A 26553-nucleotide genomic window follows, 5' to 3' on the forward strand; every position below is an offset into this window, starting at 1 on the left:
CCGTCCCGTCCCCGTATGCCGTTTCAGCTCTTCCTGCAGCGCTTAAGGCTTCGCGACGGAGACTTCATGTTATCTACTGAAAAGAAATCCCTGAATGAGTAATAAGACAGACGAGAACAGAAAAAAAAACACCGGAAGCGGGAAACATCCCGCGCACTGGAGTGGTGTCTTTGCCATGACGCTGTGTGTCTTCGCCCTGATCGCCTCCGAATTTATGCCGGTCAGCCTCCTGACACCGATGGCGCAGACCCTGCGTGTCACCGAAGGTATGGCCGGACAGGGCATCGCTATTTCCGGGGCATTTGCAGTGGTAACCAGCCTGTTTATTTCCGTGCTGGCAGGCACGCTTAACCGGAAAACGCTGCTGCTCGGCCTGACCTGCATTATGGCAATTTCCGGTGCTGTTATTGCGATGGCACCCAATTACATGACCTATATGGCGGGCAGGGCCCTGATTGGCATTGTGGTCGGCGGGTTCTGGTCAATGTCGGCCGCGACGGCAATGCGTCTGGTCCCGGTGCATCGTGTTCCGCTGGCGCTGGCTATTTTCAACAGCGGCAATGCTCTGGCTACCGTCGTGGCTGCTCCTCTGGGCAGCTGGCTCGGATCGGTTGTTGGCTGGCGTGGCGCCTTCTTCTGCCTGGTGCCGGTCGCCATCATCGCGTTTGTCTGGCAATTACTCAGTCTGCCTTCCATGCCGGTTAACCGTCAGGCTGCGGTTTCCAGCAACGTATTCACGCTGTTTCGTCGCCGGGTGGTCACGCTGGGCATGCTGGGTGTGGGGATCTTCTTTATGGGGCAATTCACGCTCTTTACCTACATCAGGCCTTTCCTTGAGACCGTGACGCGAGTGGATGCCGCAACGGTGACGCTGGTCCTGCTGGTTATCGGCGTTGCGGGTTTCATCGGCACTACCCTGATTGGCCGGGTGCTGGAATGCGGATTCTACCCGACCCTGATGACCATCCCGGTATTGATGGCCATCACTGCGCTGGCACTGATTGCCTTCGGCAGTCAGGTAGCCATCGTGACGGCACTGCTCGGGCTGTGGGGGCTGCTCTCCACTGCTGCGCCGGTGGGGTGGTGGGCATGGGTACCGCGTACCTTCCCACAGAACGCCGAAGCGGGTGGTGGGCTGATGGTGGCGATGGTGCAACTGTCCATTGCGCTGGGCTCCACCGTGGGCGGCCTGCTGTTTGACCATCACGGCTACCAGAGTACCTTCCTCGCCAGTGCCGGGATGCTGATTATCGCAACCGTACTGATTTTCCTGACCTCACGCGCAGACGCCTCTGCCGGTGGTCTTTCATCACGCTCGTCCTGATAAGGTAACCATCATGAACAGATTTACGTTAGCCCTGGGGATGCTCATCAGCGCATTTGCCGCCTCTGCGGCGGATATGTCCCGTGGGGCCGATAATTTTTATAAAAGCGATAAGGTGACGCAGCAAAAAGTCACCTTTAAAAACCAGTATCAGATGGCCGTGGTCGGCAACCTGTTTATCCCGAAAACGATGAGCCAGAACACCCGACACCCGGCGATCGTCGTGGGTCACCCGATGGGAGCCGTTAAGGAACAGAGTTCAAACCTCTATGCACAGAAGTTGGCGGAGCAGGGTTTTGTTACGCTGGCTATCGATCTCTCTTTCTGGGGAGAAAGCGAGGGCAAACCGGGGCACCTGATTTCACCGGAAATCTACACAGATGATTTCAGCGCTGCGGTCGATTATCTGAGTACACAGCCGTTTGTCGATCCAGAAAACATTGGCGTGCTGGGTATCTGCGGCAGCGGAAGTTTTGTGATCAGCGCCGCTAAGATTGACCCGCGTATGAAAGCCATTGCCACAGTCAGCATGTATGACATGGGGAGCGCGTTCCGTAATGGCCTTAATCATTCCCAGACGGGAGAACAACGTAAGGCCTTTATCCAGACAGCCGTTGAGCAGCGGTTAGCTGAGTTTAAGGGCGGTGAGACGGCTTATATCCCCGGCACCGTGAACAAACTGGATGACTCCACACCGGATATTCAGCGTGAGTTCTTTAATTTCTACCGCACAGGACGTGGCGGCTACACCCCGCAGGGTCAGAAAGAAGAACTGACGACGAAACCGATGCTGAGCAGTATTGGCAAGTTTATGAACTTCTATCCGTTCAATGATATTGAAACCATCTCGCCGCGCCCGATGCTGTTTATTACCGGCGATCAGGCTCACTCAAAAGAGTTCAGTGAGGACGCTTTCAAACGCGCCGGTCAGCCTAAAGAACTGTATGTCGTACCGGGCGCAGGGCATGTCGATCTGTATGACCGTACCGACGTCATCCCTTTTGACAAGCTGGCAGACTTTTTCCGTAAGAATCTGCAATAACACGTTCAGTTAAGGAGCATCTGACATGAACTACAAACATCTGGGGCGTACCGGCCTGCGGGTGAGCCGCATCGGTCTCGGTACCATGAATTTCGGTGAGCTGACGGATGAGTCGACCAGCTTCAGGATCATGGATGAAGCGGTTGATGCGGGTATCAACTTTTTCGATACCGCTGACGTCTATGGCGGGCCGCAGTCACCGGATATGGCAAAGGGTTACGGAACATCCGAAGAAATCATCGGTAACTGGTTAGCGCGCAGTGGTCAGCGTGACCGGGTAGTGCTGGCCACGAAAGTTTACCAGCCGATGGACACGGGTCCGAACGACAAATACCTGTCTGCCTACCATATCCGCCGGGCCTGTGAGGCCAGCCTGAAAAGGCTGAAAACTGACCATATCGATCTCTATCAGATGCACCATATCGATCGGAACACGCCCTGGGAGGAGATCTGGCAGGCGATGGAACAGCTCATCCGTGAGGGTAAAATCAGCTACGTGGGCAGCAGTAACTTTGCTGGCTGGGATATTGCCACTGCACAGTGCAAGGCTGACGCGCGCAACCTGCTGGGGCTGGCATCGGAACAGAGCCTGTACAATCTGACCCAGCGCACGATTGAGCTGGAAGTCATTCCGGCGCTGCGTCATTACGGTATTGGCCTGATCCCCTGGAGCCCGGTCGGGATGGGGATGCTGGGCGGTGTTCTGAAGAAAATTGCCGGTGGCCGCCGGGCATCACCGCAGTTGCAGGCACAAATCAACCGCCTGCGGCCACAACTGGAGGCCTGGGAAACACTGTGTGATGAGCTGGGGGAAACACCATCAGACGTCGCGCTGGCTTGGCTACTGCAGAACTCGGTGGTTAGCGCCGTGCTCAGTGGTCCGCGTACAGTTGAACAGCTCCGTCAGAATCTCAATGCCCTGACGCTGTCTCTTTCAGACGATACGCTCAAAAGGCTGGATACCATCTGGCCGGGGCTAGGCGGAGAGGCACCTGAAGTTTACGCGTGGTAAAAGGTTATCAGTGTTAACAATTACCGACCTTCGGGTCGGTAATTATGTTATTTAAGTCAGATTTATTTATTACCTGAAGATCTTGTTCTGGTCTTACTGCTTTGAGGTCCGCTCCTCGCTCTAAGCAGACCTCCAGAAAACGATACATAATGCCGATCGCTAGACTTCAATCCCTTTCTGCTTCAGTTCTTTTCTGATCACACGTTTAATCCAGGCTGCCAACGATTCATCGCCATCCTGCCGTTGTGCTTCTTCCATCGCTTTGCGCAGTTCCGGATCCAGACGGAATTGAAACGGGGGATTGCCTCTTCTTTCGTTCATGTGTGTTGACACCTTAATTACACAAGAGTAGTGTGAGTATGTGTGATGACACATTACTCTCACACACCAAAAATGACAACGCCCCGAAAGTGCGGGAACACGATCAGGGCGTCTAACCACAACATTATACGAGGTAATGCTATGGCTGATGCTAATAGTACCACTAACGCCTGTTTTGCGTCTTCTTCTCTCATTTCACAGGCCGATCTGCTTTATTTTCCACTCGCCGAGGCGTTCCGCCATCTTGATTGCAGCCATCTCACCACCGAAGAAAATCTGGCGCTATCGTTTGGCTGTGAAGAGGCGCTGGCAGGGTTGTACCATACGCTGAATTTTATGGGCGAGAGCCTGCTGACTATGTCAGGTGAAAGTCAGGGACATTTTTCCCATGAGAGCGTATGCCAGTTAGGACACAGTCTGGTAAATATCAGCCAGTTGATTCCCGCGCTGGCGCGGTTGGAAGCGAAAGCCGATCAACAACTGTTCGCTAGCGACTCCCTAAACTAATCTGGAAAGCGCCTCGCAGACTTCTTCTTCGGGGCGTGACAGGCCTGTGCAACCACCTTAGTGTGACGTGATGATTTGCTGGTCGGGGAATAGGAAATGCTCGCTTATTACGCTAATCTTAGGCATGTCATGCGCACTGCTATGGGGGTTATCATGCGCACTGTGTCTAAGGTAAAAAAATCAGTCAATGTCTCTCTGGCTCCAGAGATACTGGAAGAGGCGCGCAAGCTTAAAATCAATCTGTCAGCGGTTTTAACCGAAGCCCTAATCGAAAAATTTCGCGAGAACAAACGTGAAGAATGGCTGCGGGATAATAAAAAATCGATAGAGGCATTAAATCAATGGGTGGAAGAAAACGGTTCGTTCAGTGATTTTCAAAGGACATTCTGATGGAGCAGTATTGCGCTTATGAGAATACAGGCAGTGGAAAAAGCGTTTATCCGTTTTTAATTAGCTTACAGCATCCGGTGGCCGCTGTTTTGCAGCATGTACTGGTCGCACCCGTTATAGCGCTAAGCCAGTTTCCCAACGAAGTCCCGCCAGCTAAAATTTGCCCGGTTGTTAGCATTGGTGGGCAAGCCTATGTGGTGATGACGTACATGATGACAGGAATACCTGTGAAGAATGTGGGTAACTTTGTGGGAGACCTGACCGCAAACAGGGCAGAACTTCGAGATGCGATTGATTTTCTGATTAATGGCTATTAGAGCGCCCATCCCTGGCGCTCTGTTCCTGCTTCGTTACCCCGCCCGCGCAAATTCTGCCGCTTCGGCGATTAGCGCGTCATCCGGGCGTACGCCGGTATACATGGCGAACTGCTCTACGGCCTGTAAGGCAATCACCTCTGCACCGCTGATGGTCTTTTTACCCAACTGCTGTGCCAGCTTAATCACCGGTGTTTCCGGCGGTAGGGCGACGACGTCAAACACTACGCTGGCGGCAGCGACCATCGCTTCGCTGTAGGCCAGTTCATGACTCTCTTTGCCGCCAGCCATGCCGACGGGCGTCACGTTGACCAGAATATCGCAGGCAATCCCTTCCGACTGGGGCTGCCACTGGAAACCGTACTGTTTTGCCAGCGCCGGGCCGCTCTCGCGATTGCGTGCGGCGACGATCACATCGTGAAAACCGGCATCGCGAAACGCGGCGATAACCGCTTTACCCATTCCACCGCTGCCGCGAATCATCACGCGTGCGCTGCTATTGAGCTGGTGGCTGGCAATCAGGCTTTTTACCGCAATGTAGTCGGTGTTAAATCCTGTCAGCGTACCGTTGTCATTGACGATGGTGTTGACGGAATCAATCACTTTTGCGGAAGGGTCGATGGCATCCAGAAACGGCATACAGCTTTCTTTGAACGGCATAGAGACCGCACAGCCGCGAATTCCGAGTGCGCGAACACCTTTCACTGCGGCCTCAATATCCTGCGTGGTAAAGGCTTTGTAGATAAAATTTAAACCTAATTTTTCATACAGATAGTTGTGAAAGCGAGTGCCAAAGTTGCCAGGGCGACCGGCAAGCGACATGCACAACTGGGTGTCGCGGTTAATCATGTTAAATTTCCTCGGCGTGAGACAATATGTACTGTTCGGCTTCCTGCGACCAGACCCCCTGATGACGCTCCAGGATATCGCGCAAGGCTGGATCATCAATCTGGGTGAGCGCGGTTAATGGTAAGGCTTTGCCGGTGTAAACCAGTTTTTTCCCGCCGCCGACTGTTGGCAGTTCCAGCGTGGTTTCACCTGCCGCATTCAGCCCCAGAATGTGCGTCACCACTTTTGCGGCCTGAACCTTCTTCTCTTCGATAAGTTTAACCGCCGCGCGCATGTCGTCGGTATTGCCGCCAGACGTCCCAACATAATGGGTGAAGGCGTAGTGTACGTCGTAGAAGTTAATCGGCGCGCTAAATTGCTTATCCTGCGGACCAGCAAAGAAGTTCATGCAACCATCGGCAGCCAGCAGGGAAGAGGCCAGCGTAACCAGCTGTTCGTTTGGCACAAACACAAAGATGTCGTCGAATCCGTGACCGCCGCTCAGCGCCATCAACGTGTCATACGCCGCATCCTGGGCGTGGAGATAATGGATCAACGTTTGTGGTTCTGATGGATAGTGCTTGCGGGCGTAGCTCAACTTGTCGTTATTGGTGTCGGTTACCACCAGCATCGCCGGGTTAACCGGGCCATGCAGTGCATAGTCGATCGCCAGCAGTCCCATCGGCCCGGTGCCGCCGAGTATCAGTGTACGTCCCTGCGGACGAATGCCCATCTTATGGTTATAAGAGCCTTCCTGCAGGTGATAGTTGGCGTTGAATGCGCCAATCACGCAGGATAGCGGCTCAACCAGCGAACCTTCAAAATAGGTTTCACCTTCGTAGGCCAACAGGCAGTCCTGCTCCATGACTTCATCAGGAATGATGACGTGCGTGGCTTCACCGCCCACCCACGGGAAGGAGTAGCCGGGACAGTCCGGGCGATCCGGCAGTTGCAGGTTAGCCTGAATGACATAGCGCTGGCCGGGTTGAAACTTATGCTGCCATTTTTTGCCTACGGCAATAATGTCGCCGCAAAACTCATGACCGATGATGATCGGGTTGGTGGCCACATCGTCCGGCACCTTTTTGTGGTTCTCGCCCTGGTTAGCCTCTTTCCAGGAAGAAAGGCACAGGCTGTCGGTTACGACTGAGGCCAGAATTTCGTCATCCCGCATTTCAGGAAGGTCGAAAGTTTCCAGGCGCAGATCGCGTTTACCATAAAGACGTAAAGCTGTTGTTGTTTGCATTGTTACCACCTCTTCCTCTTTCGAGGACTATTTGTTGAAGTTGCCCCGGCATTGCCGGAGCGAAAAAATCAGGACAGGAAGCCCAGTGCGTTACCGATAATTCCCAGCGCAAACAGGGCGAAGATTAGCCATACCGGATTTATTTTCTTGTTGAGCAGACGCACCATCAGCAGCGTCAGACCCAACGCCAGCAGGCCGGGGCAGAGTTGGTCGAGAATGTTCTGCACGGTCATGGTGACGGTGGTGCCGTCTGCGCCAGGCGTTTGCGATACCACCAGCGGCACGTTGATGCTGGTCCATTTGGTGACCAATACTCCCATCACAAACAGGCCGAGAATCGATGCGCCTTCGGTCAGTTTCTGCAGCAGGTTGCCGCCCATGTCGCTGACGATGTTGACCCCTTTACGAAAGCCAAGCTGTAAGCCGTACCACTTCATTGCCAGACGTACTGCATTGAAAATAAAGAAGAACAATAGTGGGCCGAGAATGTTACCGGACAGCGCCAGCGATGCGCCGAGCGCGGCGGTAATCGGGCGCAGCGTTCCCCATACTAGCGGATCGCCGACGCCGGCCAGCGGACCCATCAGCCCAACTTTGATACCGTTGATGGCACCGTCGTCAATTTCCGCACCGTTGGCGCGAGCTTCTTCCATCGCGGCGGTCACGCCAATCACCGGGCCGCAAACGGCAGGTGTGGTATTGAAGAACACCAGGTGCCGTTTGAGTGCTGCAACCTGGTCTTCTTTCATCGGATACAGGCGCTTGATGGCAGGGATCATGTCGTAGCAAAAGCCCAACCCATGAATGCGTTCAAAGTTGAATGACGCCTGTTGCAGGTTGGAGCGAACGAACATGCTAAACAGGTCGGATTTGGTCAGTTTTTTCTGTTCCATGGCTGGCTCCATTAGTCATCAAGCTGATCGATAGCTTGAGAAGAGGCGGGTTGCGCCTGCGGCTCGGCTTTACGCCACTGTGGGTTCAACTGGATGTAGACCAGCGCGATAATCACGCCAACCCCACCGAAAGCCAGCAGGCTCAAATCGAGATAACCCCCAGCGATAAACCCGAGGAAGAAGAAGGGCATCAGGTACTTCACACCCATCATGCGCAGCACCATGGCGTAGCCGACCACCACGATAAAGCCACCGGCAATCTGCAATCCGCGGGTGACGAATTCCGGAATGGCGTTGAGCATATTGCTGACCATATCGGCGCTGACAAACAGCGAGACGATTAATGCGGGAATGGCAACGCGCAGCGCCTGTACACCGAGAGCGGAAACGTGCAGCATGTCGATGGTACGAAAACGGGCGTCTTCGGCGGCTTTATCCGCCGCGTGCTGGAACACCACGGTAATGGTACGGGCGAATACCGTCAGTACCTGGCCTGCCGCCGCCACCGGCAGGGCGATGGCGATACCGGTAGCAATGCTTTGCTGACCGACGATAACCAGAATGGCAGAGATAATACTGGCGAGCGCCGAATCGGGAGACTGCGCTGCGCCGACGTTCATCCAGCCAAGAGCGATTAACTCCAGCGTGCCGCCGAGCATAATCCCGGTTTTTAAATCACCGAGGATCAGGCCGATAACGGTACAAGCAATTAGCGGACGGTGGGTCTGGAACTCATCCAGCACGCTGCCCATCCCGGCAATACAGGAAAATAGGAATATGGCGATAATTTGTAGGGTACTTATTTCCATAATATGTCACCTTGTGAATGTGATCATCCCTGCCTGTTAAAGCATAAGTACACAGGCATTTTTATTTATTCAGCGAACGATTGTTCTTCTATTTTTTCGAGAATATTAATAGATGGATCGGATGCGACGACGCGTAAATCCAGCGCGACACCCAGTTTATCTAACTCACGAAACGCATGAATATCGTCGTTATCTAAAGAAACGGCTTTGGTTAATTGTTTTTTACCTGGTCGCCAGGCCATGCCGCCAATATTTAATGTGGTGATTTTTACCCCTTGTTTTACCATTGCTAATGCATCCTGCGGGCGGGTAAATAGATAAAAAACGGTTTCGTTCTGGTATTGCGGATTATGGTAAACTGCGACCGCCTTTTCGATATTAACAACGTTCACTTTCATTCCCGGCGGGGCGGCCTGACGTAATAATGTACGACGTACTTCATCGTTATAAACGTCGTCATTACAGATAATAATCCGTTGGGCATTTGCCACCTTCGACCAGACGGTGGTGACCTGACCGTGGATCAGGCGGTCATCAATACGAGCAAGGGTAATGTTCATCAGAAATCCTCTTCGGCCGTTTCCAGATGTTTCCAGACGACACAGGTTTGTTGAGCAATGGTCGTCAGGTGTTCGCACAGTTCATCCACATTCATGCTGCTTTGGTTGTCTACCAGCTCCAGCGCCAACGGCAGTGATAACCCGCTAATGACCCGTATCGCCGGATTGTGCATTGCCAGCGTCGCGGCAGCATTCCAGGGACTGCCACACTGCAAATCGACGGCAATCAGCCATTCATCGCCAGTGTGAATACTTACTAACTTTTTCAGCTTTTCCACGATGTCGCTGGCGTTCTCTCCGGGGACAAATGCCACGGCTTCAACGTTGGCATCACCGTAGACCATCTGTACCGATTCCAGCATGGCGCAGGCCAGTTTGCCGTGAGCGCAGAAGATTGCATTGACCATAAAACCTCCTTAGCCGCGCGTTTTTCCGCCCGCAATGTTAGTGGTTACTCCGGTTATGTAACTGGCGCGCTCAGACAAAAGATAACAAACAAAATCAGCGACTTCGCTTAAGCGCCCTGAGCGACCAATTGGGATCGCGTTCTTGGTGTAGCCCTCGCGCAGCTGTTCGACGGTAATGTTGCGAGTCCAGGCCAGCGCTTCTTCATATTCGGGGGTCCGCAGTCCGGTTTTTTCCAGAATGCCAGGTGCAATGCCCACCACACGAATGCCGTGTTTGCCCAACTCTTTCGACCAGGAACGGGTAAAGCTATTCAATGCGGCTTTGGTGGCGGCATAGCAACTTTGGCCCTCTGAACCTTCCAGCCCGCTTTCTGAAGAGACATTCACAATCACGCCATTACGCTGTTTTACCATTTGGCGTGCCGCTGCTTGCGACATTAAGAACACACCTTTTTGGTTGATATTCACCATTTTTTCAAAAGCGGCTTCGTTGAGTTCATATTGCCCGGCGGGTGCTTTTTCATCGACCAGTAGCCGCGGAAAATTAACGCCTGCGTTATTCACCAAACCATCGATACGCCCATAGCGGTGGATAATTTCGGTAACGGTATGATTAACTTCTTTGGCGCTGGAAATATCTGTCGGCCAGAAATGATATCCATTATGGCCTTCATATTTACCGTCACCACCGTGAATATCTGCCATTTGCACATTAGCGCCCTGCGCTAATAACTCTTCAACAATCGCTAGCCCAATTCCGGATGCACCACCGGTAACAATAATGACTTTGCCCTGCAAGTTTAACCACGTTTGCATAATTAACTCCCGATTTCAGATAAGGGGATCCCACATAAAATTAATTATGGCAGGACCAATTAGAATTTATTTACTTCAACAATAATTCAGCGGTATGGCTGTTGGTGACTAAACAATTAATATAATTCCCACGTAATGCGCCTAATATCCCACTGTATTTTTCTTCACCCATTGCAATGCCAATGGAGTAACGCGTCTGTTTTAATTTATTGGTTTCGATGGAGAGCGTCTTTTCACTCATATTGGTTTCTACGGTTGCACCGTTGATATCGTAAAAGCGCGAGCAAATGTCTCCGGCGACCCGGCGAGCATGCAGGTCATCACTCTCTTCACTGCCGTAAAAAGCGTGCCAGTTGGCGCCATCACGTATTGCCGGAGATCCAATCCCAACCAGCGCGATGTCCAGATTATCCCAATAAGCGGAAATCGATTTAAAATGTCGTGACTGCATGATCCCGTTACGGATCAGCGGGTTTTCCAGCAGTGCCGGGAAATCTGCCAGGTGTGATTCCCCTTTAAGCTTTGCCGCAGCGCCGTAGGTCAACGTATTGACGTGGTAACGGCTTTCAAGCTTGCCGGACGGTCCGCCGATAATCGGCACGCAGATCAGCTGGCGCGACTGGCTGGCTGGGGATAACCCTTCCACCAGTCCCCGCACCGCGCGGCCCCATGAGAACCCGATAATGTCCCCAGGTTCCAGTAAGCGTTCCAGCAACTGTGCGCCATGCACACCCATCATTGTGAGTTGTTCGTCTTCCTGTTCACTGTCGCAGGAGACCACCACCGCTTCTTTCAGGCCAAATTTCTGTTTTAGCTGCTGTTCCAGCCACAGATTTTCGTTGTAGTCGTAATTAATGGCGATGGTGACGATACCCTGCTCGCGTCCACGTTTTAGCAAACGGCTGATCGTGGTGCGGTAAATACCCAGCTCGCGGGCGATTTGCGCTTGTGTCATATCCTGTTCGTAATACAGCTGCGCTATCTTTACGATCAGGCGGATATCATCGCTGTTTTCCGTCGCCATTTTTGGACTCCTGCACATTTGTGCAAATCACGAAATTGTCTTCTTGATCTGATATAACCCCAATTGTTCTCCATCTCAAAGCTATTTTCACTTATTTCAGTGCCCTGTAATGACCGATTGTGTTGCACATTTGATGTGGTGATGGCGTGCTGTCGGCACAGATGTGCTTGTCTCTCTAATGTATTGATTCTGCTTGTTTTCACCCAACAAAATTGCAGGGATGGATCGCTGACACTTTTGTGTCAAAAGGTGTGACGGATCACAAATAGCGCGTGGGCAGTCGAGCACGATTATTTTTTATCGTCCGCAAGGTAGGGTATATTTCGCTGTCAAAGGAGAAATTATGCTGCCCGATTCATCCATCCGATTAAATAAATACATCAGTGAAAGCGGAATCTGCTCGCGTCGCGAGGCGGATCGCTTTATCGAACAAGGGAATGTCTTCCTGAATGGTAAACGCGCCACCATCGGCGATCAGGTGATGCCTGGCGACGTCGTAAAAGTGAATGGTCGGTTGATTGAGCCGCGTGAAGCGGAAGATCTGGTTTTTATCGCGCTGAACAAGCCGGTAGGAATTGTCAGCACCACCGAAGACAGCGAACGCGACAACATTGTTGATTTCGTGAATCACAGCAAGCGCGTGTTCCCCATTGGCCGTCTGGATAAAGATTCCCAGGGGCTAATCTTTCTGACCAACCACGGCGACCTGGTGAATAAAATCCTGCGTGCCGGTAACGATCACGAAAAAGAGTATCTGGTGACGGTAGATAAGCCGGTCACTGATGACTTTATCCGTGGTATGGGGGCTGGTGTGCCAATCCTCGGTACCGTCACCAAGAAATGTAAGGTGAAGAAAGAAGCGCCGTTTGTGTTTCGCATCACGCTGATTCAGGGGCTGAACCGTCAGATCCGTCGTATGTGCGAACACTTTGGCTATGAAGTTACCAAACTTGAGCGTACGCGTATCATGAACGTTGGCTTGTCCGGCCTGCCGCTTGGTGAATGGCGCGACCTGACGGATGACGAACTGATCGATCTGTTCAAGTTGATTGAGAACTCGTCCTCAGAGGCCAAACCGAAGGCGAAAGCGAAGCCAAAAACCGCAGGCATTAAGCGCCCGGTAGTGAAAATCGAAAAATCTGCGGAGAAAGAGAAATCACGCCCGGCAGCAAACGGTAAACGCTTTACCTCGCCGGGGCGTAAGAAGAAAGGACGTTAACGTCTGCCGCGCGTTGGCGTATTCGCTGACCAGGAAAACGATGCTTCCGCATCCGGTTTATAAGCCTGCTTTTTCTTTAACTGGCGGGCTTTTTTCGCTTCCGCTTCGCGCAAGGCCATCAGTTTATCGATGTACTCTTTCTTGATGCTGTTGGTCTCTGCGTTGGTCAGCAGCCGGCCATGCGCAATGCGCGCGCGGTCAAGCAGCGTTTTCAGTTCACGCTGTTCGCGCTCGGTCATCTCTTTTTGGGTAATGCGGGGGAGTGCCATACGGGTGCCCTCTGTTAGCCGATATCCTCAGTGTACGGTAATTCGTGCAGAATAAAACTAATCCTGAAAGAGCCTCGCAAAATATAGCTTGTTGAAGTGACGGAATTTCTATTCTGATTTAGCGTAATGACAGGAAAACGTGTGGGTTACACATTTTATTGTTTGTATAAAATTTTATACAGGGATGTGTTATGCTTTCAATAAGGCGGGCCTTAAAGCCCATTGTCTGGATTGGCAGTTTATTTGATGATTTACGAAGCTTTCCTGAAGATATACGTAAAACCGCTGGTTTTCAGTTACATCGTTTACAGGCGGGATTAGAAGCGGCTGACTGGAAGCCGATGCCAGAGATAGGTCGCGGTGTTGAGGAGGTAAGGCTCAGGTATGAATCTGGCGCATACCGAATTATCTACATTGCTCGCTATGCTAACGCGGTCTATGTACTGCATTGCTTCAATAAAAAGACAAAACGTACTTCTGAGCACGATAACCACATTGCTAAAGTTAGATATCGAACGGCTTTGCAAGAAGACAGGAATCAGAAATGAACAATACCGTTGATAATAAGGTTCGCCATGTAACCTCTCCGGATGTCAATATTTTTGCCGAACTGGGGTTTGCAGAAGCGGAAGCGAAGAGCTTAAAGCATGATGCTGAATGCGAGGTCGAACAACTCATTCTCCTGAAGCAGCAGTTGATGCAAGAAATTTCCGGATGGATTCATGAAAACCATCTGAAACAAGCGGAAGCTGCTGTGAAACTGAATATTTCCCGGCCCCGTGTTTCAGATGTTGTTAATCAGAAAACCAACAAATTTACTCTTGATGCGCTGGTCATGATGCTGGTGAAGTTAGGAAAACCAGTAACAGTTCAGATTGGGTAATATTAGATCTAGATATTGTTTCATTGTATCTGATCGCTGTGAGCGCTTTCCCAGCTTAGCCCGAAACGAGCGAGATATTTGCGCAGGCGGTCTGCATCGTTAGGATTGGCTTTTTTCTGCCGTGAGACGGCAAACAGTTCGCGTCCGGCTTCCGACAGCGACGCGCAGCGGCGGCACACTTCCAGTACCGTTTCTAACTGGCGGCGATCGAACAGGTCAATGTCCATATTCACTTCAGGCTGCGGAGTTGCTATCTGCCAACTCTCCTTTAGCAGCGCAATCTCTTCTTCGACAAGGGATAAGGTGATGCGACCTTGTTCGGCAAGTGTCGCCATGCGCGCGATGGATGAACTGAGTTCGCGAAAGTTGCCGCGCCATTGCGCCTGTGGGGAGCAGGCAAATGCCAGATAGGAAGCGCGGGCTTCTTTATCGAAACGGATTTGCGTCTGTTTGCTGTTGGAGAAACGTTGCAGCTCATACTCGACGTTCGGCGCGATATCTTCCCGCCGCTGCGCCAGACCGGGCAGGGCGAAGCACCACATGTTGATACGCGCGTAGAGATCCTCGCGAAAACGGCCTTCAGCGACCCATTGCCGCATGTCGCGATGGGTGCCGGCAATCAGCTGAAAATCGCTGCGTACTTCTTTGTCTGACCCAAACGGGAAAAAGGTTTTTTCTTCAATTGCTTTGAGTAGCATGGCCTGCTCGTCCAACCCTAATTCGGCTATCTCATCGAGAAACAGCACGCCGCCATCGGCCTCTCGCAGTAATCCGCTACGCGCCGTGAGCGCACCGGTAAACGCCCCCTTCACGTGACCGAACAGCGTGGACATTGCATTATCGCCGCGCAAGGTCGCGCAGTTAACCGCCACCAGTTTTCCCGCCACCAGATGCCGCGACTGGCGTAGCTGAAAAATACGTTTCGCCAGGAAGGATTTACCCGCGCCGGTAGGGCCGGTGAGCAGGATCGGGTCGGTCGAACGCAGAGCGACCCGCTCAATGCGATCGATCAGTTTATTGAAGGTGGCGTTGCGCGTATCAATCCCGGCTTTCAGAAAAGAGACCGACTGCTGCTGTTCGCGCTGAAAACGACTGGTGAGCGTGGCGTAGCGGCTTAAATCGAGATCGATAACCGAGCAGACGCCAGCGGCGACGGCCTCATCTGATGAACCGCGTGGCGCCGGGCCGGTTTGCAGCAGGCTGGCGGGCAGGTAGCGGGCTTCCGTCAGCAAAAACCAGCAGATTTGTGCCACGTGAGTCCCGGTGGTGATGTGCACCAGATACTCTTCGTTTTCCGTATCAAATTCATAATGCGTGGCAAAGTCGAGAAACGCGGCGTAGACCTCTTCAAAGTCCCACGGATCGTTAATGGTGACGGCATGCGGGCGAACCTGGGTGTGCGGCGAAAGCAGCGCGACGTCTTCAATCAACCGTTGCGCCATGCTCTCATCGCGTGGCTGGTGGAGGAGTTCCAGCCTGTCGACAGGGAAATCGGGTTGTTGGCATAGCCCAACCGTGGGTCGCCACTTCTTAAACCGATTGGCCCGCTTGCCGCGCTTATCGAGCACCGTTCCCAGTACGCCAATCACTACCCGCCGTTTTTTCATGGTTTATCCAAAAAGATAAATAAGAGAATAAAAGATAAAAAAATTAACCCGTCGAGACAACCGCCATTATTGGCATCAATAATTAAAATTATAAAAATCAATTAATTAACAATTAAATATGCCTTTTTTAATTCCTGGCACGCTTCTGGCAATAACACTTGCGTCAATCACGCTGAAAGCGCAGGGGGTTAAACCCCGCCGGCACGTCAGGAACGGCACAGGCTGTTTTCCGGGAGTGTTCCGTCAGCCGATGACACACAGTGGGTTCGATTCCCAATTTCATCCCCGAATGAAAACTGGTTGTTAATCATAGAAATAAAGCGGAGTGATGTGCAGTTAGCACGCTCCAGAACAGGCTGCCGGTAATGATGCCGTGTGACAGGCAAAAAGGAATTCCCCTGTCGCTTCGCCCCTGCACCCGCGCCTGACTCACAATAAGGAATAAAAAATGATGAAAAAAATCACTATTCGTAAAGGCCAGCTTGGCCTGTTATCCCGACAGGGTGATTACTATCAGGTACTGGATGCAGGTGAACACCGTTTGCCATGGTTTAACACTCCGGACGTTCTGGTAATCAATACCGATGGCAGCGAAATTCCGGAAGCGCTCGCGGAGTATTTACGTCGCTTCCAGCCTACATGGGTGGAGCAGTACTGTGTGGTGGCTGATTTAACCGATACTGAAGCAGGTGCGCTGTATGTGAACGGCGTCTTGCAGGAAATTTTGCCACCGGCAACGCGCCGTCTGTACTGGCAGGCTGATGAAGCACTGAAGCTGGTGCGGATGGACACACGTCAGGTTTTGGTTCCTGTTGACGTGATGAACGCGGTGTTACAGCCCCGTCGCAGCGGTGTGGTGAAAGGTCGCGAAGCTATCTTAACGGTGCAGGTCCCGGCGTGGCACGTCGGTGTACTGAAAATTGATGGTGAAACTCAGGCGCTGTTGCTGCCGGGGTTAACAGCATACTGGAAGGTAAACCATCTGATTGAAGCGGAAGTGGTGGATACCCGTTTGCAGGTGCTGGAGGTTGGCGGTCAGGAGATCCTGACCAAAGATAAGGTCAACCTGCGTTTAAACCTGGCGGCGAACTGGCGTTATAGCGATGTGCTGCTGGCATTTGGTCAACTGACTAAACCGCTGGATCACCTTTACCGTGAGTTGCAGTTTGCGCTGCGTGAAGCGGTGGGAACGCGCACACTGGACGAATTACTGGAAGATAAGCAGGCGATCGATGAAGTGGTGAGCGCGCAGGTGAAAGCCCGCATGACGCCGTTTGGTATCGAAGTGGCTTCACTGGGGGTGAAGGATATTGTCCTGCCCGGCGATATGAAGGCTATTTTATCGCAACTGGTTGAAGCGGAAAAATCCGCCCAGGCCAACGTGATCCGACGTCGTGAAGAGACTGCCGCCACGCGATCGCTGTTAAATACGGCAAAAGTGATGGAAAACAACCCGGTAGCGCTGCGCTTAAAAGAACTGGAAACCCTCGAAAGAGTTGCTGAGCGTATCGATAAAATCTCGGTGTTCGGGGGCCTGGATCAGGTGCTGCACGGCCTTGTGAACATAAAAGGATAAGAATAATGAGTTACAACACAGTGGACGGCGCAATGCGTGAAAGGGTATTGCGCCAGCTAAAAGAGGTTGAGCAGCGCTATGGCGTCAGGGTGCTGTATGCCTGTGAATCCGGCAGCCGTGGCTGGGGATTTGCCTCGCCGGACAGCGACTACGACGTGCGATTTCTCTATGTTCATCCCCCTGAATGGTATCTGCGGATCGAAGCGCCACGCGATGTTATTGAGCTGCCGATAGATGATGAGCTGGACGTGTGCGGCTGGGAATGGCGCAAGGCGCTGGGGTTACTCAAAGGCGCAAACCCGACGCTTATCGAGTGGCTGGATTCGCCGGTGGTCTATCAGCAGGATGACGTGACCGTTTCGGCGCTGAAAGCGCTGGTGCCCAAATGGTTTTCTCCGCTACGTGCCCGCTGGCACTACTACTCTATGGCGCGGAAAAACTTCCGTGGTTATTTGCAGGGTGACGACGTGCGATTGAAGAAGTACTTCTACGTTCTGCGACCCCTGTTGGCGGTGCGTTGGGTGGAAGCGGGCAAGGGCGTACCGCCGATGCGTTTTGCCGACCTGCTGGCGGGAAGTGAACTGGATGCGCCATTGCGTCATGAAATTGATGAGCTGTTGGAGCGCAAGCAGTGTGCGGGTGAAGCGGAGTACGGCCCGCGTCGTCCACTGTTGCATGCGTTTATCCGCGCCGAGCTGGAAAGAGGAGAGATTCCACCGGCGTTACCGGATTGCCGGGAAGGCGATGTCAGGGAGCTGGACAGATTGTTATATGAAACGGTGATGCGGTGAAAATGCCCGATGGCCTAAGAACCATCGGGCGTTGACGTCTACTTATTCAAACAAGTTATGGTGTAGCTTCTGTACAACCTGCTCGGCTTCAGTACCGGGTACCAGGAAGCACAGGTTATGGCTGGACGCGCCGTAGCAAATCATTCGAATGTTGAATGGCTCCAGTACGCCGAACACCTCTTTACCCACGCCACAGGCTTTGGACAGGTCATTGCCAATCAACGCCACCAGCGCCAGGCCTTCTTCCACTTCAACCCGACACAGGGCAGACAGTTCCATCAGCAGAGACTGTGTTAACAGTGTATCGCCGGTGGACGTTGAACCGGTGGTATCCAGCGTCAGCGCGACGCTGACTTCGGATGTGGTAATTAAATCGACCGAGATATTGTGGCGCGCCAGGATGCCGAAAACTTCCGCTAAAAAGCCGCGAGAGTGCAGCATATTCAGGCTATGCAGTGTCAGCAGCGTCTGCTTACGGCGTAATGCCAGCGCCCGGAACAGCGGTGGATTCGCGGTTTTATTACATACCAGCGTACCGCCTGCTTTTGGATCCTTACTGGAGCCCACAAACACCGGAATATCGCTACGTACGGCTGGCAACAGGGTTGCCGGATGCAGTACTTTCGCGCCAAAGGTCGCCATTTCCGCGGCCTCTTCAAAGGCGATTTCATCAATACGCTGCGCAGCCGGAACCACGCGCGGATCGGTCGTGTAAATGCCGGGAACGTCGGTCCAGATATCAACGCGCGTTGCGTGTAGGGCTTCTGCCAGTAAGGCGGCGGTATAATCGCTGCCGCCACGTCCCAGCGTGGTGGTGCGGCCCTTGCCTTCACTGCCGATAAAGCCCTGAGTAATCACCAGACCTTCGCTCAGACGCGGGGCCAACTGGAGCGTTGCCAGTTCAGCCAGCGCCGTGACGTCGGGTTCTGCACGACCAAAACGATCGTTAGTGCGCATCACTTTACGCACGTCAAACCACTGCGCTTGCACGTTGCGTTCACGCAGGATCTCGACGAACAGCAGGGTAGACATCAGTTCACCGTGGCTGACCAGTTCGTCGGTCAGCGCGGTTGAGGTCGCCAGTGACGCCGCTTCTGCCAGTGTGGTGATGTTTTCCAGCAGACGTTCGATCTCTTCACGGATCACGTTTGGATAACGCAGGCGTTCCAGAATATTGAACTGAATTTGACGAATGGCATCGAGTTTTTCGAAGCGCGCGGTTGGCTCCAGCCCTTCAGCCAGTGCGACCAGCAGGTTGGTGATTCCCGCAGAAGCGGAAAGTACCACCACACGGACGTTAGCATCAGAAAGCACTACATCAGCGCTGCGATTCATGGCATCAAAATCCGCCACGCTGGTACCACCAAACTTGGAGACAACTACATCAGTCATAACTACCTCGTGTCAGGGAATGAATAGAGCGACCATGGCACATAAGGCAGAACGAAAACCGGTGCAGGCGCAAATGCAAATACCGTATTTATAAATAAAATGTGTAGCTTGCACTGTCAACGCTGGGATTATGCGGATTTTTCATGCTGCAACTGCGTTGAGTAACGGTACTAATAACAACGCTGATAACCGCTATACTTTTTAGCCACGTTTGGCGGATGCCCTGGCAATGGCATTAAAACAATCACACTTTTCTGTGACTGGCGTTACAATCGATCTCAGTCACAATTCTCAAAATCAGAAGAGTATTGCTAATGAAAAACATCAATCCAACGCAGACCTCAGCCTGGCAGGCACTACAAAAACACTTTGAAGAAATGAAAGACGTTACTATCGCGGATCTTTTCGCGAAAGATAGCGATCGTTTCACTAAGTTTTCCGCGACGTTTGACGATCTGATGCTGGTGGATTTCTCCAAAAACCGCATCACTGAAGAGACGCTGGCTAAACTGCAGGATCTGGCGAAAGAAACCGATTTGGCGGGTGCCATCAAGTCCATGTTCTCCGGTGAGAAAATCAACCGTACTGAAGACCGTGCCGTGCTGCACGTGGCGCTGCGTAACCGTAGCAATACGCCGATCATCGTTGACGGCAAAGATGTGATGCCGGAAGTGAATGCGGTACTGGAGAAGATGAAATCTTTCTCTGAAGCGATCATCTCCGGGAGCTGGAAAGGCTATACCGGCAAAGCCATCACTGATGTAGTAAATATCGGTATCGGCGGTTCTGACCTTGGCCCGTTCATGGTGACCGAAGCGCTGCGTCCGTATAAAAATCACCTGAACATGCACTTTGTGTCTAACGTCGATGGTACGCACATTGCCGAAGTGCTGAAAAAAGTGAACCCGGAAACCACGCTGTTCCTGGTCGCTTCCAAAACCTTCACCACCCAGGAAACCATGACCAACGCCCACAGCGCGCGCGACTGGTTCCTGGCGACCGCTGGCGACAACAAGCACGTAGCCAAACACTTCGCAGCGCTTTCCACTAACGGTAAAGCGGTTGGCGAGTTTGGTATTGATACTGCCAATATGTTCGAGTTCTGGGACTGGGTTGGCGGTCGTTACTCCCTGTGGTCTGCAATCGGTCTGTCCATCATCCTGTCCGTAGGCTTCGACAACTTTGTTGAGCTACTCTCCGGCGCGCATGCGATGGACAAACACTTCTCCACCACCCCGGCTGAGAAAAACCTGCCGGTGCTGCTGGCGCTGATCGGTATCTGGTACAACAACTTCTTCGGTGCCGAAACCGAAGCGATTCTGCCGTATGACCAGTATATGCACCGTTTCGCGGCCTACTTCCAGCAGGGCAACATGGAATCCAACGGTAAATACGTTGACCGTAACGGCAATGCGGTGGATTACCAGACCGGCCCAATCATCTGGGGTGAGCCGGGTACTAACGGCCAGCATGCGTTCTACCAGTTGATCCACCAGGGTACCAAAATGGTGCCGTGCGATTTCATCGCGCCGGCAATCACCCACAACCCGCTGTCGGATCACCATCCGAAACTGCTGTCTAACTTCTTCGCGCAAACCGAAGCGCTGGCTTTTGGTAAATCTCGTGAAGTGGTTGAGCAGGAATATCGCGACCAGGGTAAAGATCCGGCTACGCTTGAGCACGTTGTGCCGTTCAAAGTGTTCGAAGGTAACCGTCCAACGAACTCCATCCTGCTGCGCGAAATCACGCCGTTCAGCCTGGGTGCGCTGATTGCGCTGTACGAACACAAAATCTTCACTCAGGGCGCGATCCTGAACATCTTCACCTTTGACCAGTGGGGCGTTGAGCTGGGCAAACAGCTGGCGAACCGCATTCTGCCAGAGCTGAACGATGATAAAACTGTTTCTTCCCATGATGTTTCTACTAATGGGTTGATTAACCGTTACAAAGCCTGGCGCGCCTGATGGCGCTGCGCTTATCCGGCCTACAGGCACATATCCTGTAGGCCGGATAAGGCGTTTCGCCGCCATCCGGCATTAATGAAATAAAAAAGCCGATATTAATATCGGCTTTTTTATAAGATTACTCCAGGATATCTACGTTTTTACTTCACCCTTTAATTGAGCTTAATCCTAAAATAATTTATTCAACGTTACCCTGTTTCTGATATTTTCAGATTTACCGGATATTGTGTTTTTACTATTATATTTTAACTATTTGAATTAATTTGTTTTTTATTATTTGCTGTTAATCATTTTTTCTCTCGTTATCTAATTGTCCTAAATTCCCTCTCGACCTAATTTGCATACTTCGCTTGTGTATACTCGATCTCGCCCGAAATTCTTTTGGGTAAATCTCCATTCATACAATGAAGGGAATTTGTGATGAAAAAAGTTCTGTATGGCCTTTGGGCTATATCTGCGCTTGCGGCGACCTCTGTCTATGCCGCCCCCGTTCAGGTGGGTGAGGCTGCAGGGTCGGCTGCTGCGTCGGTTTCGGCAGGAAGTTCCTCCGCAACCAGCGTGAGCACCGTAAGTTCTGCGGTGGGGGTTGCCCTGGCGGCGACCGGCGGCGGCGATGGTTCTAATACCGGAACCACAACTACCACAACCACCAGTACCCAGTAATAAAGGTACGTTTAATTCTAACCACACTTCGGTGTGGTTATTTTGGAATTGCCAAAAGTCTGTGGGATTTGTAGGCCGGGTAAGCGTCGCGCCACCCGGCAATAATGCGGAGAAACGTCGTGAAGCGACCAGCGATCATAATGGTTTGCCTGCTGCTGCAGGCGTGCTCAGCCACTACCGAAGGGCTGGGTCATTCGCTGTGGGATAGCGTGTTTGGTACTCCCGGCGTACAGATGACGGACGATGAAATTCAAAACATGCCTTACGCCAGCCAGTACATGCAGCTCAACGGCGGTCCCCAACTGTTTGTGGTACTCGCATTTGCAGAAAACGGACAGCAGAAATGGGTGACTCAGGATCGGGCTATTCTCGTCACGCAGCATGGGCGCATTGTGAAAACGCACCTTGGCGGGGACAACCTAATCGAGGTGAATAATCTGGCGGCAGACCCGCTCATCAAGCCAAATCAGATAGTCGACGGTGCAACGTGGACCCGCACGATGGGCTGGACTGAACATCAGCAGGTACGCTATGTCACCGCGCGCTCGGTTTTCACATGGGATGGCGCAGACACCATCAAAGTCGGCAGCGATAACACGCCGGTACGGATCCTTGATGAAGAGGTCACCACCGATCAAACGCGCTGGCATAACCGCTACTGGATCGACAGTGAAGGGCAGATTCGCCAGTCGGAACAGTATCTTGGCGCAGGTTTCTTCCCGGTGAAAACCACGCTGATTAAGGCGGCAAAACCATGATGAAACAAATGATTACTGCGCTGACATTCAGCCTGTGCGCGGCATCTGTTTTTGCTGCGGGCAGCGTAAAAGTGATTACGACAGGTAGCACAGAAGCAAAAACGCTGACCGGGGCTGAGCATCTGCTCGACCTGGTTGGACAGCCGCGGTTGAGCAATAGCTGGTGGCCAGGTGCGGTTATCAGCGAAGAGCGGGCAACAACTGAGGCACAACGTCAGCAGCAGGCATTACTGGCTCGTCTGGCGGCGTTGAGTGCTGAAGCAAGCGGTGATGATGCTGGCGCTATCAACGCATTACGCCAGCAAATTCAGGCGCTGAAGGTGACCGGTAGACAGACGATTAATCTCGACCCAGATGTAGTGCGTACCAGTGAGCCAGGCAACCCGCCGTTGCAGGGCAATTACACACTGTGGGTCGGACCGCAGCCCACGGATATCACGCTGTTTGGCCTGCTAAGCCACCCGGGTAAACAGCCTTTTATACCCGGACGTGATGTTGCCAGCTATCTCGATGGGCAGCATCGGCTCAGCGGCGCGGATCGTAGCTACGCCTGGGTTGTCTATCCCAACGGACGCACACAAAAAGTACCGGTCGCCTACTGGAACAAACGTCACATTGAGCCGATGCCCGGCAGCATCATTTTTGTCGGGCTGTCGGACTCTGTCTGGAGCAGCCCCCCGGATGAAATCAATGCCGACATTCTTCGCACCCTGACCCAGCGGATACCCGAATAATGAGAAAAACTTATTTGCTCAGCCTGTTGGCGCTGGGTATCAGTGCGGCCTGTCACGGTGAAACGTATCCTGCGCCGATTGGTCCTTCCCAGTCCGATTTTGGCGGCGTGGGGCTGCTGCAAACCCCAACCGCACGCATGGCGCGTGAGGGCGAAATGAGCCTTAACTACCGCGATAACGATCAGTACCGCTATTACTCTGCGTCGGTGCAGCTCTTCCCGTGGCTGGAAACCACGCTGCGCTATACCGATGTGCGTACCAAACAATACAGTAGCGTGGAGTCGTTTTCTGGCGATCAGACTTACAAGGATAAAGCTTTTGATCTCAAACTACGTCTGTGGGAAGAGAGCTACTGGATGCCGCAGGTGGCGGTAGGTGCGCGCGATATTGGCGGAACGGGCCTGTTCGATGCGGAGTATATTGTGGCGAACAAAGCCTGGGGACCGTTTGATTTCTCACTCGGTCTTGGCTGGGGATACCTCGGGACCAGCGGCAACGTCAGCAATCCGTTTTGCTCATACAGCGATAAATTCTGTCATCGCGATAACAGCTACAAGCAGGCGGGTTCCATTGACGGCAGCCAGATGTTCCACGGCCCGGCGTCGCTGTTTGGCGGCGTGGAATATCAGACACCCTGGCAGCCGTTGCGTCTGAAACTGGAGTATGAGGGTAATAATTACCAGCAGGATTTTGCGGGCAAGCTGGATCAGAAGAGCAAGTTTAACGTCGGCGCTATTTATCGCGTCACCGATTGGGCCGACGTTAACCTCAGCTATGAGCGCGGGAACACCTTTATGTTTGGGTTCACGCTGCGGACTAACTTTAACGATCTGCGACCACACTATAACGATAACGCCCGTCCGAAGTATCAGCCGCAGCCGCAGGATGCCATCCTGCAACATTCGGTGGTGGCGAATCAGCTAACGCTGCTGAAATACAATGCCGGGCTGGCGGACCCTAAAATCCAGGTGCAGGGCGATACGCTGTATGTAACAGGCGAACAGGTGAAATACCGTGATTCGCGCGAGGGGATCGAGCGTGCCAACCGGATCGTGATGAACGATCTTCCTGACGGGATCCGCACGATCCGTATTACGGAAAATCGCCTTAACTTGCCGCAGGTGACGACCGAAACCGAGGTTTCCAGCCTCAAGCGCCATCTGGAAGGCGAGCCGTTGGGCCATGAGACTCAGTTGGCGCAAAAACGCGTGGAGCCGGTGGTGCCGAAAACGACCGAGCAGGGCTGGTATATCGATAAGTCGCGCTTCGATTTCCACATCGATCCGGTGCTTAACCAGTCGGTGGGCGGCCCGGAAAACTTCTATATGTATCAGTTGGGCGTGATGGGTACGGCGGATTGGTGGGTGACCGATCATCTGCTGACCACCGGGAGTTTGTTCGCCAATCTCGCCAATAACTATGACAAGTTTAACTACACCAACCCGCCGCAGGATTCGCATTTGCCGCGTGTGCGTACCCATGTACGTGACTACGTGCAAAACGATGTTTACGTGAATAACCTGCAGGCCAACTACTTCCAGTCACTCGGCAACGGCTTTTACGGACAGGTGTACGGCGGCTATCTGGAGACCATGTACGGCGGCGCGGGGGCAGAAGTGCTCTATCGTCCGCTGGACAGCAACTGGGCGTTTGGTGTTGATGCCAACTACGTGAAACAGCGTGACTGGCGTAGCGCGCAGGACATGATGAAATTCACCGACTACAGCGTGAAGACCGGGCATTTGACTGCGTACTGGAATCCTTCTTTCGCCCAGGATGTGCTGGTGAAAGCCAGCGTGGGTCAGTATCTGGCCGGGGATAAGGGCGGAACGTTGGAGATCGCCAAACGCTTCGACAGCGGTGTCGTGGTGGGTGGTTATGCGACTATCACTAACGCCTCGCCGGATGAGTATGGCGAGGGTGATTTTACTAAAGGGGTGTACGTTTCCGTGCCGCTGGATCTGTTCTCGTCTGGTCCGACCCGCAGCCGTGCGGCGATTGGCTGGACGCCGTTAACGCGTGATGGCGGTCAGCAGCTTGGGCGTAAGTTTGGTCTGTACGATATGACCAGCGATCGCAGCGTGAATTTTCGGTAATCGAGCCGTTTGCCAGCCGGATGGCGCTACGCTTATCCGGCCTACAAAGTGCCTGTATTGCAGGCCGGATAAGGTATTTACGCCGTCATCAGGGAAGTTACAGGCGACGCAATAATTTTGCTGGATTTCCCGCGTACACGCCTTTCTCGGTGATCGATTTGGTCACTACGCTTCCTGCGCCGATGACCGCGCCATCGCAGACAGTGACCGCCAGAATGGTCGCCCCGCTGCCGATCGAAACATCGTTGCCAATCGTAATTCTTCCCCAACTGTTGCGGTCGGCGTTGGGTTTTCCTTCGCGAAACATATCGTTGGCGAACATCACGCCATGCCCGATAAAACAGCGGGCGCCGAGGGTGACATATTCGCAGATGAAGGTGTGCGACTGAATTTTGCTGTCTGCGCCAATCTGCGTGTTGCCCTGGATTTCAACGAATGGTCCGACAAAAACGTTGTCACCCAATATGCAATCGTAGAGATTGGCGGGTTCATAAATCACCACATTCTCACCGCAGGTAACGTTGCGGATAGCAGATTGTCGAGTATTCACCATATTCATTCTCTTAAAGCTGTTTTTCCATGACGTACAAGACGCTGGTTTGAGAGTTGGTAGTGAAAGCGATTTCTTTCACAAATATCATACCTTGCTGCTCATAAAACTGCCGTGCACGGGGATTTTCAGCCAGTACGTCAAGCCAGAGCCGTTGCTCATTTTGCGCTTTGGCCTGGCGGACAACCTCGGAAAATAGCTGCTCGCCATACTGCTTACCGGTTTCTCCTGGCATCAGGTAGATCTTATGGAGTAGCGTTCCTGGTTGGCCTTCGGGTTCAATGGATTGCCGCAAGCTATATTTCGCAAAGCCAACGGGCGTGTCGGCAAAAGCGATAAGCCAGAAGGTTTCCATACTTGCCAAACTCCGGGCGATCGTGGGCAAGGAATACTCCTGTTCAAGATAAGCATCCAGTTCGAGCGGATTTTTCCATAGATGCGCAAAATGATGTCGATAGCTGGTATATCCCATCGAGCTTAACAGAGCGGCATCATCAGCGGTTGCCATTTGAACTTTAAGCATTTCGTATTCCGTTCAGGATATTAGAGGCAGGAGCA

The 26553-nt window shown here is 52.6% G+C and carries 30 protein-coding genes; 16 read left to right on the forward strand and 14 right to left on the reverse strand.

From position 1 onward, the window contains the following. Positions 1-94 precede the first annotated feature (94 nt). The 3 genes from OGV98_RS18190 to OGV98_RS18200 are packed head-to-tail and all read left to right on the forward strand — an operon-like array spanning position 95 to position 3378. Complete coding sequence (locus OGV98_RS18190) at positions 95-1324, forward strand: MFS transporter (RefSeq protein ID WP_210943504.1); 1230 nt, start codon at positions 95-97, stop codon at positions 1322-1324. A gap of 13 nt (positions 1325-1337) precedes the next feature. Then, complete coding sequence (locus OGV98_RS18195; protein WP_210943503.1) at positions 1338-2366, forward strand: alpha/beta hydrolase; 1029 nt, start codon at positions 1338-1340, stop codon at positions 2364-2366. Positions 2367-2391: 25 nt separating this feature from the next. After that, positions 2392-3378, forward strand: a complete 987-nt coding sequence (locus tag OGV98_RS18200) for an aldo/keto reductase (protein WP_210943502.1) — start codon at positions 2392-2394, stop codon at positions 3376-3378. A 159-nt stretch (positions 3379-3537) separates the two neighbouring features. Here the strand turns inward: OGV98_RS18200 and OGV98_RS18205 are convergent, their stop codons facing one another. Further along, entirely contained in the window at positions 3538-3699 is a 162-nt protein-coding gene (locus OGV98_RS18205) for a phage protein (RefSeq protein ID WP_003841416.1), read from the reverse strand. 141 nt (positions 3700-3840) lie between these two features. Between OGV98_RS18205 and OGV98_RS18210 the strand changes: the two genes are divergently transcribed. From OGV98_RS18210 to OGV98_RS18220, 3 genes are all read left to right on the forward strand, one after another. Next, a complete protein-coding gene (locus tag OGV98_RS18210; RefSeq protein WP_061549631.1) occupies positions 3841-4206 on the forward strand; it encodes a hypothetical protein in 366 nt (121 codons plus the stop codon). Between the two features lie 96 nt (positions 4207-4302). After that, a complete protein-coding gene (locus tag OGV98_RS18215; protein WP_003844689.1) occupies positions 4303-4596 on the forward strand; it encodes a type II toxin-antitoxin system CcdA family antitoxin in 294 nt (97 codons plus the stop codon). Beyond that, a complete protein-coding gene (locus tag OGV98_RS18220; protein ID WP_003841409.1) occupies positions 4596-4913 on the forward strand; it encodes a CcdB family protein in 318 nt (105 codons plus the stop codon). Before OGV98_RS18215 ends, OGV98_RS18220 begins: the two co-directional genes overlap by 1 nt. Positions 4914-4946: 33 nt before the next feature. On the opposite strand, the gene OGV98_RS18225 is transcribed toward OGV98_RS18220, so the two are convergent. The 8 genes from OGV98_RS18225 to OGV98_RS18260 all read right to left on the reverse strand — a co-directional run bounded on the left by OGV98_RS18225 (position 4947) and on the right by OGV98_RS18260 (position 11493). Then, positions 4947-5759 (reverse strand): shikimate 5-dehydrogenase, encoded by an 813-nt coding sequence (locus OGV98_RS18225; protein WP_003844691.1) that lies wholly within the window; start codon positions 5757-5759, stop codon positions 4947-4949. Position 5760: 1 nt separating this feature from the next. Continuing rightward, positions 5761-6984 (reverse strand): L-sorbose 1-phosphate reductase, encoded by a 1224-nt coding sequence (gene sorE, locus OGV98_RS18230; RefSeq protein ID WP_106902779.1) that lies wholly within the window; start codon positions 6982-6984, stop codon positions 5761-5763. A gap of 68 nt (positions 6985-7052) precedes the next feature. Further along, positions 7053-7877: a PTS system mannose/fructose/sorbose family transporter subunit IID gene (locus OGV98_RS18235; protein ID WP_106902780.1), complete on the reverse strand. Its 825-nt coding sequence runs from the start codon at positions 7875-7877 to the stop codon at positions 7053-7055. 11 nt (positions 7878-7888) lie between these two features. Then, a complete protein-coding gene (locus OGV98_RS18240) occupies positions 7889-8686 on the reverse strand; it encodes a PTS mannose/fructose/sorbose transporter subunit IIC (RefSeq protein ID WP_003841402.1) in 798 nt (265 codons plus the stop codon). A gap of 65 nt (positions 8687-8751) precedes the next feature. Then, the gene (locus OGV98_RS18245) at positions 8752-9246 is read right to left on the reverse strand and encodes a PTS sugar transporter subunit IIB (RefSeq protein ID WP_003844693.1); all 495 of its coding nucleotides are present in this window, start codon (positions 9244-9246) and stop codon (positions 8752-8754) included. Further along, positions 9246-9653 carry a mannose/fructose/sorbose PTS transporter subunit IIA gene (locus OGV98_RS18250; protein ID WP_003031647.1) on the reverse strand — a complete coding sequence of 136 codons (408 nt, stop codon included), beginning with the start codon at positions 9651-9653 and terminating at the stop codon, positions 9246-9248. The genes OGV98_RS18245 and OGV98_RS18250 overlap by 1 nt, the downstream gene beginning before the upstream one ends. Before the next feature lie 9 nt (positions 9654-9662). Continuing rightward, positions 9663-10469, reverse strand: a complete 807-nt coding sequence (locus OGV98_RS18255) for an SDR family oxidoreductase (protein ID WP_003031649.1) — start codon at positions 10467-10469, stop codon at positions 9663-9665. Between the two features lie 70 nt (positions 10470-10539). Next, positions 10540-11493 (reverse strand): sugar-binding transcriptional regulator, encoded by a 954-nt coding sequence (locus tag OGV98_RS18260; protein WP_048234163.1) that lies wholly within the window; start codon positions 11491-11493, stop codon positions 10540-10542. 343 nt (positions 11494-11836) lie between these two features. On the opposite strand from OGV98_RS18260, the gene rluF reads away from it, so the two are divergent. Beyond that, entirely contained in the window at positions 11837-12712 is an 876-nt protein-coding gene (rluF, locus tag OGV98_RS18265) for a 23S rRNA pseudouridine(2604) synthase RluF (RefSeq protein WP_008786901.1), read from the forward strand. Here rluF and OGV98_RS18270 read toward each other — a convergent pair. Further along, entirely contained in the window at positions 12709-12981 is a 273-nt protein-coding gene (locus OGV98_RS18270) for a YjbD family protein (RefSeq protein ID WP_003826541.1), read from the reverse strand. The two genes, rluF and OGV98_RS18270, sit on opposite strands and share 4 nt — an antisense overlap. A gap of 191 nt (positions 12982-13172) precedes the next feature. Here OGV98_RS18270 and OGV98_RS18275 point away from each other — a divergent pair, with 191 nt between their 5' ends. Continuing rightward, the gene (locus OGV98_RS18275) at positions 13173-13529 is read left to right on the forward strand and encodes a type II toxin-antitoxin system RelE/ParE family toxin (RefSeq protein WP_057102310.1); all 357 of its coding nucleotides are present in this window, start codon (positions 13173-13175) and stop codon (positions 13527-13529) included. Further along, a complete protein-coding gene (locus OGV98_RS18280) occupies positions 13526-13864 on the forward strand; it encodes a helix-turn-helix domain-containing protein (protein WP_003841397.1) in 339 nt (112 codons plus the stop codon). The genes OGV98_RS18275 and OGV98_RS18280 overlap by 4 nt, the downstream gene beginning before the upstream one ends. A 20-nt stretch (positions 13865-13884) precedes the next feature. Here OGV98_RS18280 and rtcR read toward each other — a convergent pair whose 3' ends face one another. Continuing rightward, positions 13885-15471, reverse strand: coding sequence for an RNA repair transcriptional activator RtcR (rtcR, locus tag OGV98_RS18285; RefSeq protein WP_205688219.1), 1587 nt, complete (start codon positions 15469-15471; stop codon positions 13885-13887). 448 nt (positions 15472-15919) lie between these two features. Between rtcR and OGV98_RS18290 the strand changes: the two genes are divergently transcribed. Both OGV98_RS18290 and OGV98_RS18295 read left to right on the forward strand, forming a co-directional pair. Further along, positions 15920-17047 (forward strand): slipin family protein, encoded by a 1128-nt coding sequence (locus OGV98_RS18290; protein ID WP_049016177.1) that lies wholly within the window; start codon positions 15920-15922, stop codon positions 17045-17047. A 5-nt stretch (positions 17048-17052) separates the two neighbouring features. Beyond that, positions 17053-17838: a nucleotidyltransferase domain-containing protein gene (locus OGV98_RS18295; protein WP_003031665.1), complete on the forward strand. Its 786-nt coding sequence runs from the start codon at positions 17053-17055 to the stop codon at positions 17836-17838. A 42-nt stretch (positions 17839-17880) separates the two neighbouring features. On the opposite strand, the gene lysC is transcribed toward OGV98_RS18295, so the two are convergent. After that, positions 17881-19230: a lysine-sensitive aspartokinase 3 gene (gene lysC / locus OGV98_RS18300; RefSeq protein WP_003031667.1), complete on the reverse strand. Its 1350-nt coding sequence runs from the start codon at positions 19228-19230 to the stop codon at positions 17881-17883. 314 nt (positions 19231-19544) lie between these two features. Between lysC and pgi the strand changes: the two genes are divergently transcribed. The 5 genes from pgi (at position 19545) to OGV98_RS18325 (ending at position 25445) form a co-directional block, all read left to right on the forward strand. Further along, positions 19545-21194 (forward strand): glucose-6-phosphate isomerase, encoded by a 1650-nt coding sequence (gene pgi / locus OGV98_RS18305; RefSeq protein ID WP_003031668.1) that lies wholly within the window; start codon positions 19545-19547, stop codon positions 21192-21194. Positions 21195-21614: 420 nt separating this feature from the next. Beyond that, a complete protein-coding gene (yjbE, locus tag OGV98_RS18310; protein ID WP_003826562.1) occupies positions 21615-21857 on the forward strand; it encodes an exopolysaccharide production protein YjbE in 243 nt (80 codons plus the stop codon). 119 nt (positions 21858-21976) lie between these two features. Then, complete coding sequence (locus OGV98_RS18315) at positions 21977-22615, forward strand: YjbF family lipoprotein (protein WP_174775170.1); 639 nt, start codon at positions 21977-21979, stop codon at positions 22613-22615. Further along, positions 22612-23349 (forward strand): capsule biosynthesis GfcC family protein, encoded by a 738-nt coding sequence (locus OGV98_RS18320; protein WP_199999162.1) that lies wholly within the window; start codon positions 22612-22614, stop codon positions 23347-23349. The genes OGV98_RS18315 and OGV98_RS18320 overlap by 4 nt, the downstream gene beginning before the upstream one ends. Next, on the forward strand, positions 23349-25445 hold the full coding sequence (locus tag OGV98_RS18325) for a YjbH domain-containing protein (RefSeq protein ID WP_049003145.1): 2097 nt from the start codon (positions 23349-23351) through the stop codon (positions 25443-25445). The genes OGV98_RS18320 and OGV98_RS18325 overlap by 1 nt, the downstream gene beginning before the upstream one ends. A 97-nt stretch (positions 25446-25542) precedes the next feature. Here OGV98_RS18325 and OGV98_RS18330 read toward each other — a convergent pair whose 3' ends face one another. After that, positions 25543-25998, reverse strand: a complete 456-nt coding sequence (locus tag OGV98_RS18330) for an acyltransferase (RefSeq protein WP_163199255.1) — start codon at positions 25996-25998, stop codon at positions 25543-25545. 10 nt (positions 25999-26008) lie between these two features. Continuing rightward, positions 26009-26518 carry a GNAT family N-acetyltransferase gene (locus OGV98_RS18335; protein WP_199400556.1) on the reverse strand — a complete coding sequence of 170 codons (510 nt, stop codon included), beginning with the start codon at positions 26516-26518 and terminating at the stop codon, positions 26009-26011. Between the last annotated feature and the right edge of the window lie 35 nt (positions 26519-26553).

The sequence above is a fragment of the Citrobacter sp. Cf136 genome (assembly GCF_030333815.1).
Taxonomy (GTDB): domain Bacteria; phylum Pseudomonadota; class Gammaproteobacteria; order Enterobacterales; family Enterobacteriaceae; genus Citrobacter; species Citrobacter freundii.

Bases quoted from the DNA above. Each gene is read 5' to 3' on its own strand.
- OGV98_RS18240 (WP_003841402.1), bottom strand. From the start codon at position 8,686: ATGGAAATAAGTACCCTACAAATTATCGCCATATTCCTATTTTCCTGT.
- OGV98_RS18195 (WP_210943503.1), top strand. From the start codon at position 1,338: ATGAACAGATTTACGTTAGCCCTGGGGATGCTCATCAGCGCATTTGCC.
- pgi (WP_003031668.1), top strand. From the start codon at position 19,545: ATGAAAAACATCAATCCAACGCAGACCTCAGCCTGGCAGGCACTACAA.
- OGV98_RS18270 (WP_003826541.1), bottom strand. From the start codon at position 12,981: ATGGCACTCCCCCGCATTACCCAAAAAGAGATGACCGAGCGCGAACAG.
- OGV98_RS18220 (WP_003841409.1), top strand. From the start codon at position 4,596: ATGGAGCAGTATTGCGCTTATGAGAATACAGGCAGTGGAAAAAGCGTT.
- OGV98_RS18250 (WP_003031647.1), bottom strand. From the start codon at position 9,653: ATGGTCAATGCAATCTTCTGCGCTCACGGCAAACTGGCCTGCGCCATG.
- OGV98_RS18260 (WP_048234163.1), bottom strand. From the start codon at position 11,493: ATGGCGACGGAAAACAGCGATGATATCCGCCTGATCGTAAAGATAGCG.
- OGV98_RS18330 (WP_163199255.1), bottom strand. From the start codon at position 25,998: ATGGTGAATACTCGACAATCTGCTATCCGCAACGTTACCTGCGGTGAG.
- OGV98_RS18335 (WP_199400556.1), bottom strand. From the start codon at position 26,518: ATGCTTAAAGTTCAAATGGCAACCGCTGATGATGCCGCTCTGTTAAGC.
- OGV98_RS18200 (WP_210943502.1), top strand. From the start codon at position 2,392: ATGAACTACAAACATCTGGGGCGTACCGGCCTGCGGGTGAGCCGCATC.
- sorE (WP_106902779.1), bottom strand. From the start codon at position 6,984: ATGCAAACAACAACAGCTTTACGTCTTTATGGTAAACGCGATCTGCGC.
- OGV98_RS18325 (WP_049003145.1), top strand. From the start codon at position 23,349: ATGAGAAAAACTTATTTGCTCAGCCTGTTGGCGCTGGGTATCAGTGCG.
- OGV98_RS18255 (WP_003031649.1), bottom strand. From the start codon at position 10,469: ATGCAAACGTGGTTAAACTTGCAGGGCAAAGTCATTATTGTTACCGGT.
- yjbE (WP_003826562.1), top strand. From the start codon at position 21,615: ATGAAAAAAGTTCTGTATGGCCTTTGGGCTATATCTGCGCTTGCGGCG.
- OGV98_RS18295 (WP_003031665.1), top strand. From the start codon at position 17,053: ATGAGTTACAACACAGTGGACGGCGCAATGCGTGAAAGGGTATTGCGC.
- OGV98_RS18320 (WP_199999162.1), top strand. From the start codon at position 22,612: ATGATGAAACAAATGATTACTGCGCTGACATTCAGCCTGTGCGCGGCA.
- OGV98_RS18215 (WP_003844689.1), top strand. From the start codon at position 4,303: ATGCTCGCTTATTACGCTAATCTTAGGCATGTCATGCGCACTGCTATG.
- OGV98_RS18275 (WP_057102310.1), top strand. From the start codon at position 13,173: ATGCTTTCAATAAGGCGGGCCTTAAAGCCCATTGTCTGGATTGGCAGT.
- OGV98_RS18205 (WP_003841416.1), bottom strand. From the start codon at position 3,699: ATGAACGAAAGAAGAGGCAATCCCCCGTTTCAATTCCGTCTGGATCCG.
- OGV98_RS18225 (WP_003844691.1), bottom strand. From the start codon at position 5,759: ATGATTAACCGCGACACCCAGTTGTGCATGTCGCTTGCCGGTCGCCCT.
- OGV98_RS18245 (WP_003844693.1), bottom strand. From the start codon at position 9,246: ATGAACATTACCCTTGCTCGTATTGATGACCGCCTGATCCACGGTCAG.
- OGV98_RS18235 (WP_106902780.1), bottom strand. From the start codon at position 7,877: ATGGAACAGAAAAAACTGACCAAATCCGACCTGTTTAGCATGTTCGTT.
- OGV98_RS18280 (WP_003841397.1), top strand. From the start codon at position 13,526: ATGAACAATACCGTTGATAATAAGGTTCGCCATGTAACCTCTCCGGAT.
- rluF (WP_008786901.1), top strand. From the start codon at position 11,837: ATGCTGCCCGATTCATCCATCCGATTAAATAAATACATCAGTGAAAGC.
- OGV98_RS18190 (WP_210943504.1), top strand. From the start codon at position 95: ATGAGTAATAAGACAGACGAGAACAGAAAAAAAAACACCGGAAGCGGG.
- OGV98_RS18290 (WP_049016177.1), top strand. From the start codon at position 15,920: ATGATGAAAAAAATCACTATTCGTAAAGGCCAGCTTGGCCTGTTATCC.
- lysC (WP_003031667.1), bottom strand. From the start codon at position 19,230: ATGACTGATGTAGTTGTCTCCAAGTTTGGTGGTACCAGCGTGGCGGAT.
- OGV98_RS18210 (WP_061549631.1), top strand. From the start codon at position 3,841: ATGGCTGATGCTAATAGTACCACTAACGCCTGTTTTGCGTCTTCTTCT.
- rtcR (WP_205688219.1), bottom strand. From the start codon at position 15,471: ATGAAAAAACGGCGGGTAGTGATTGGCGTACTGGGAACGGTGCTCGAT.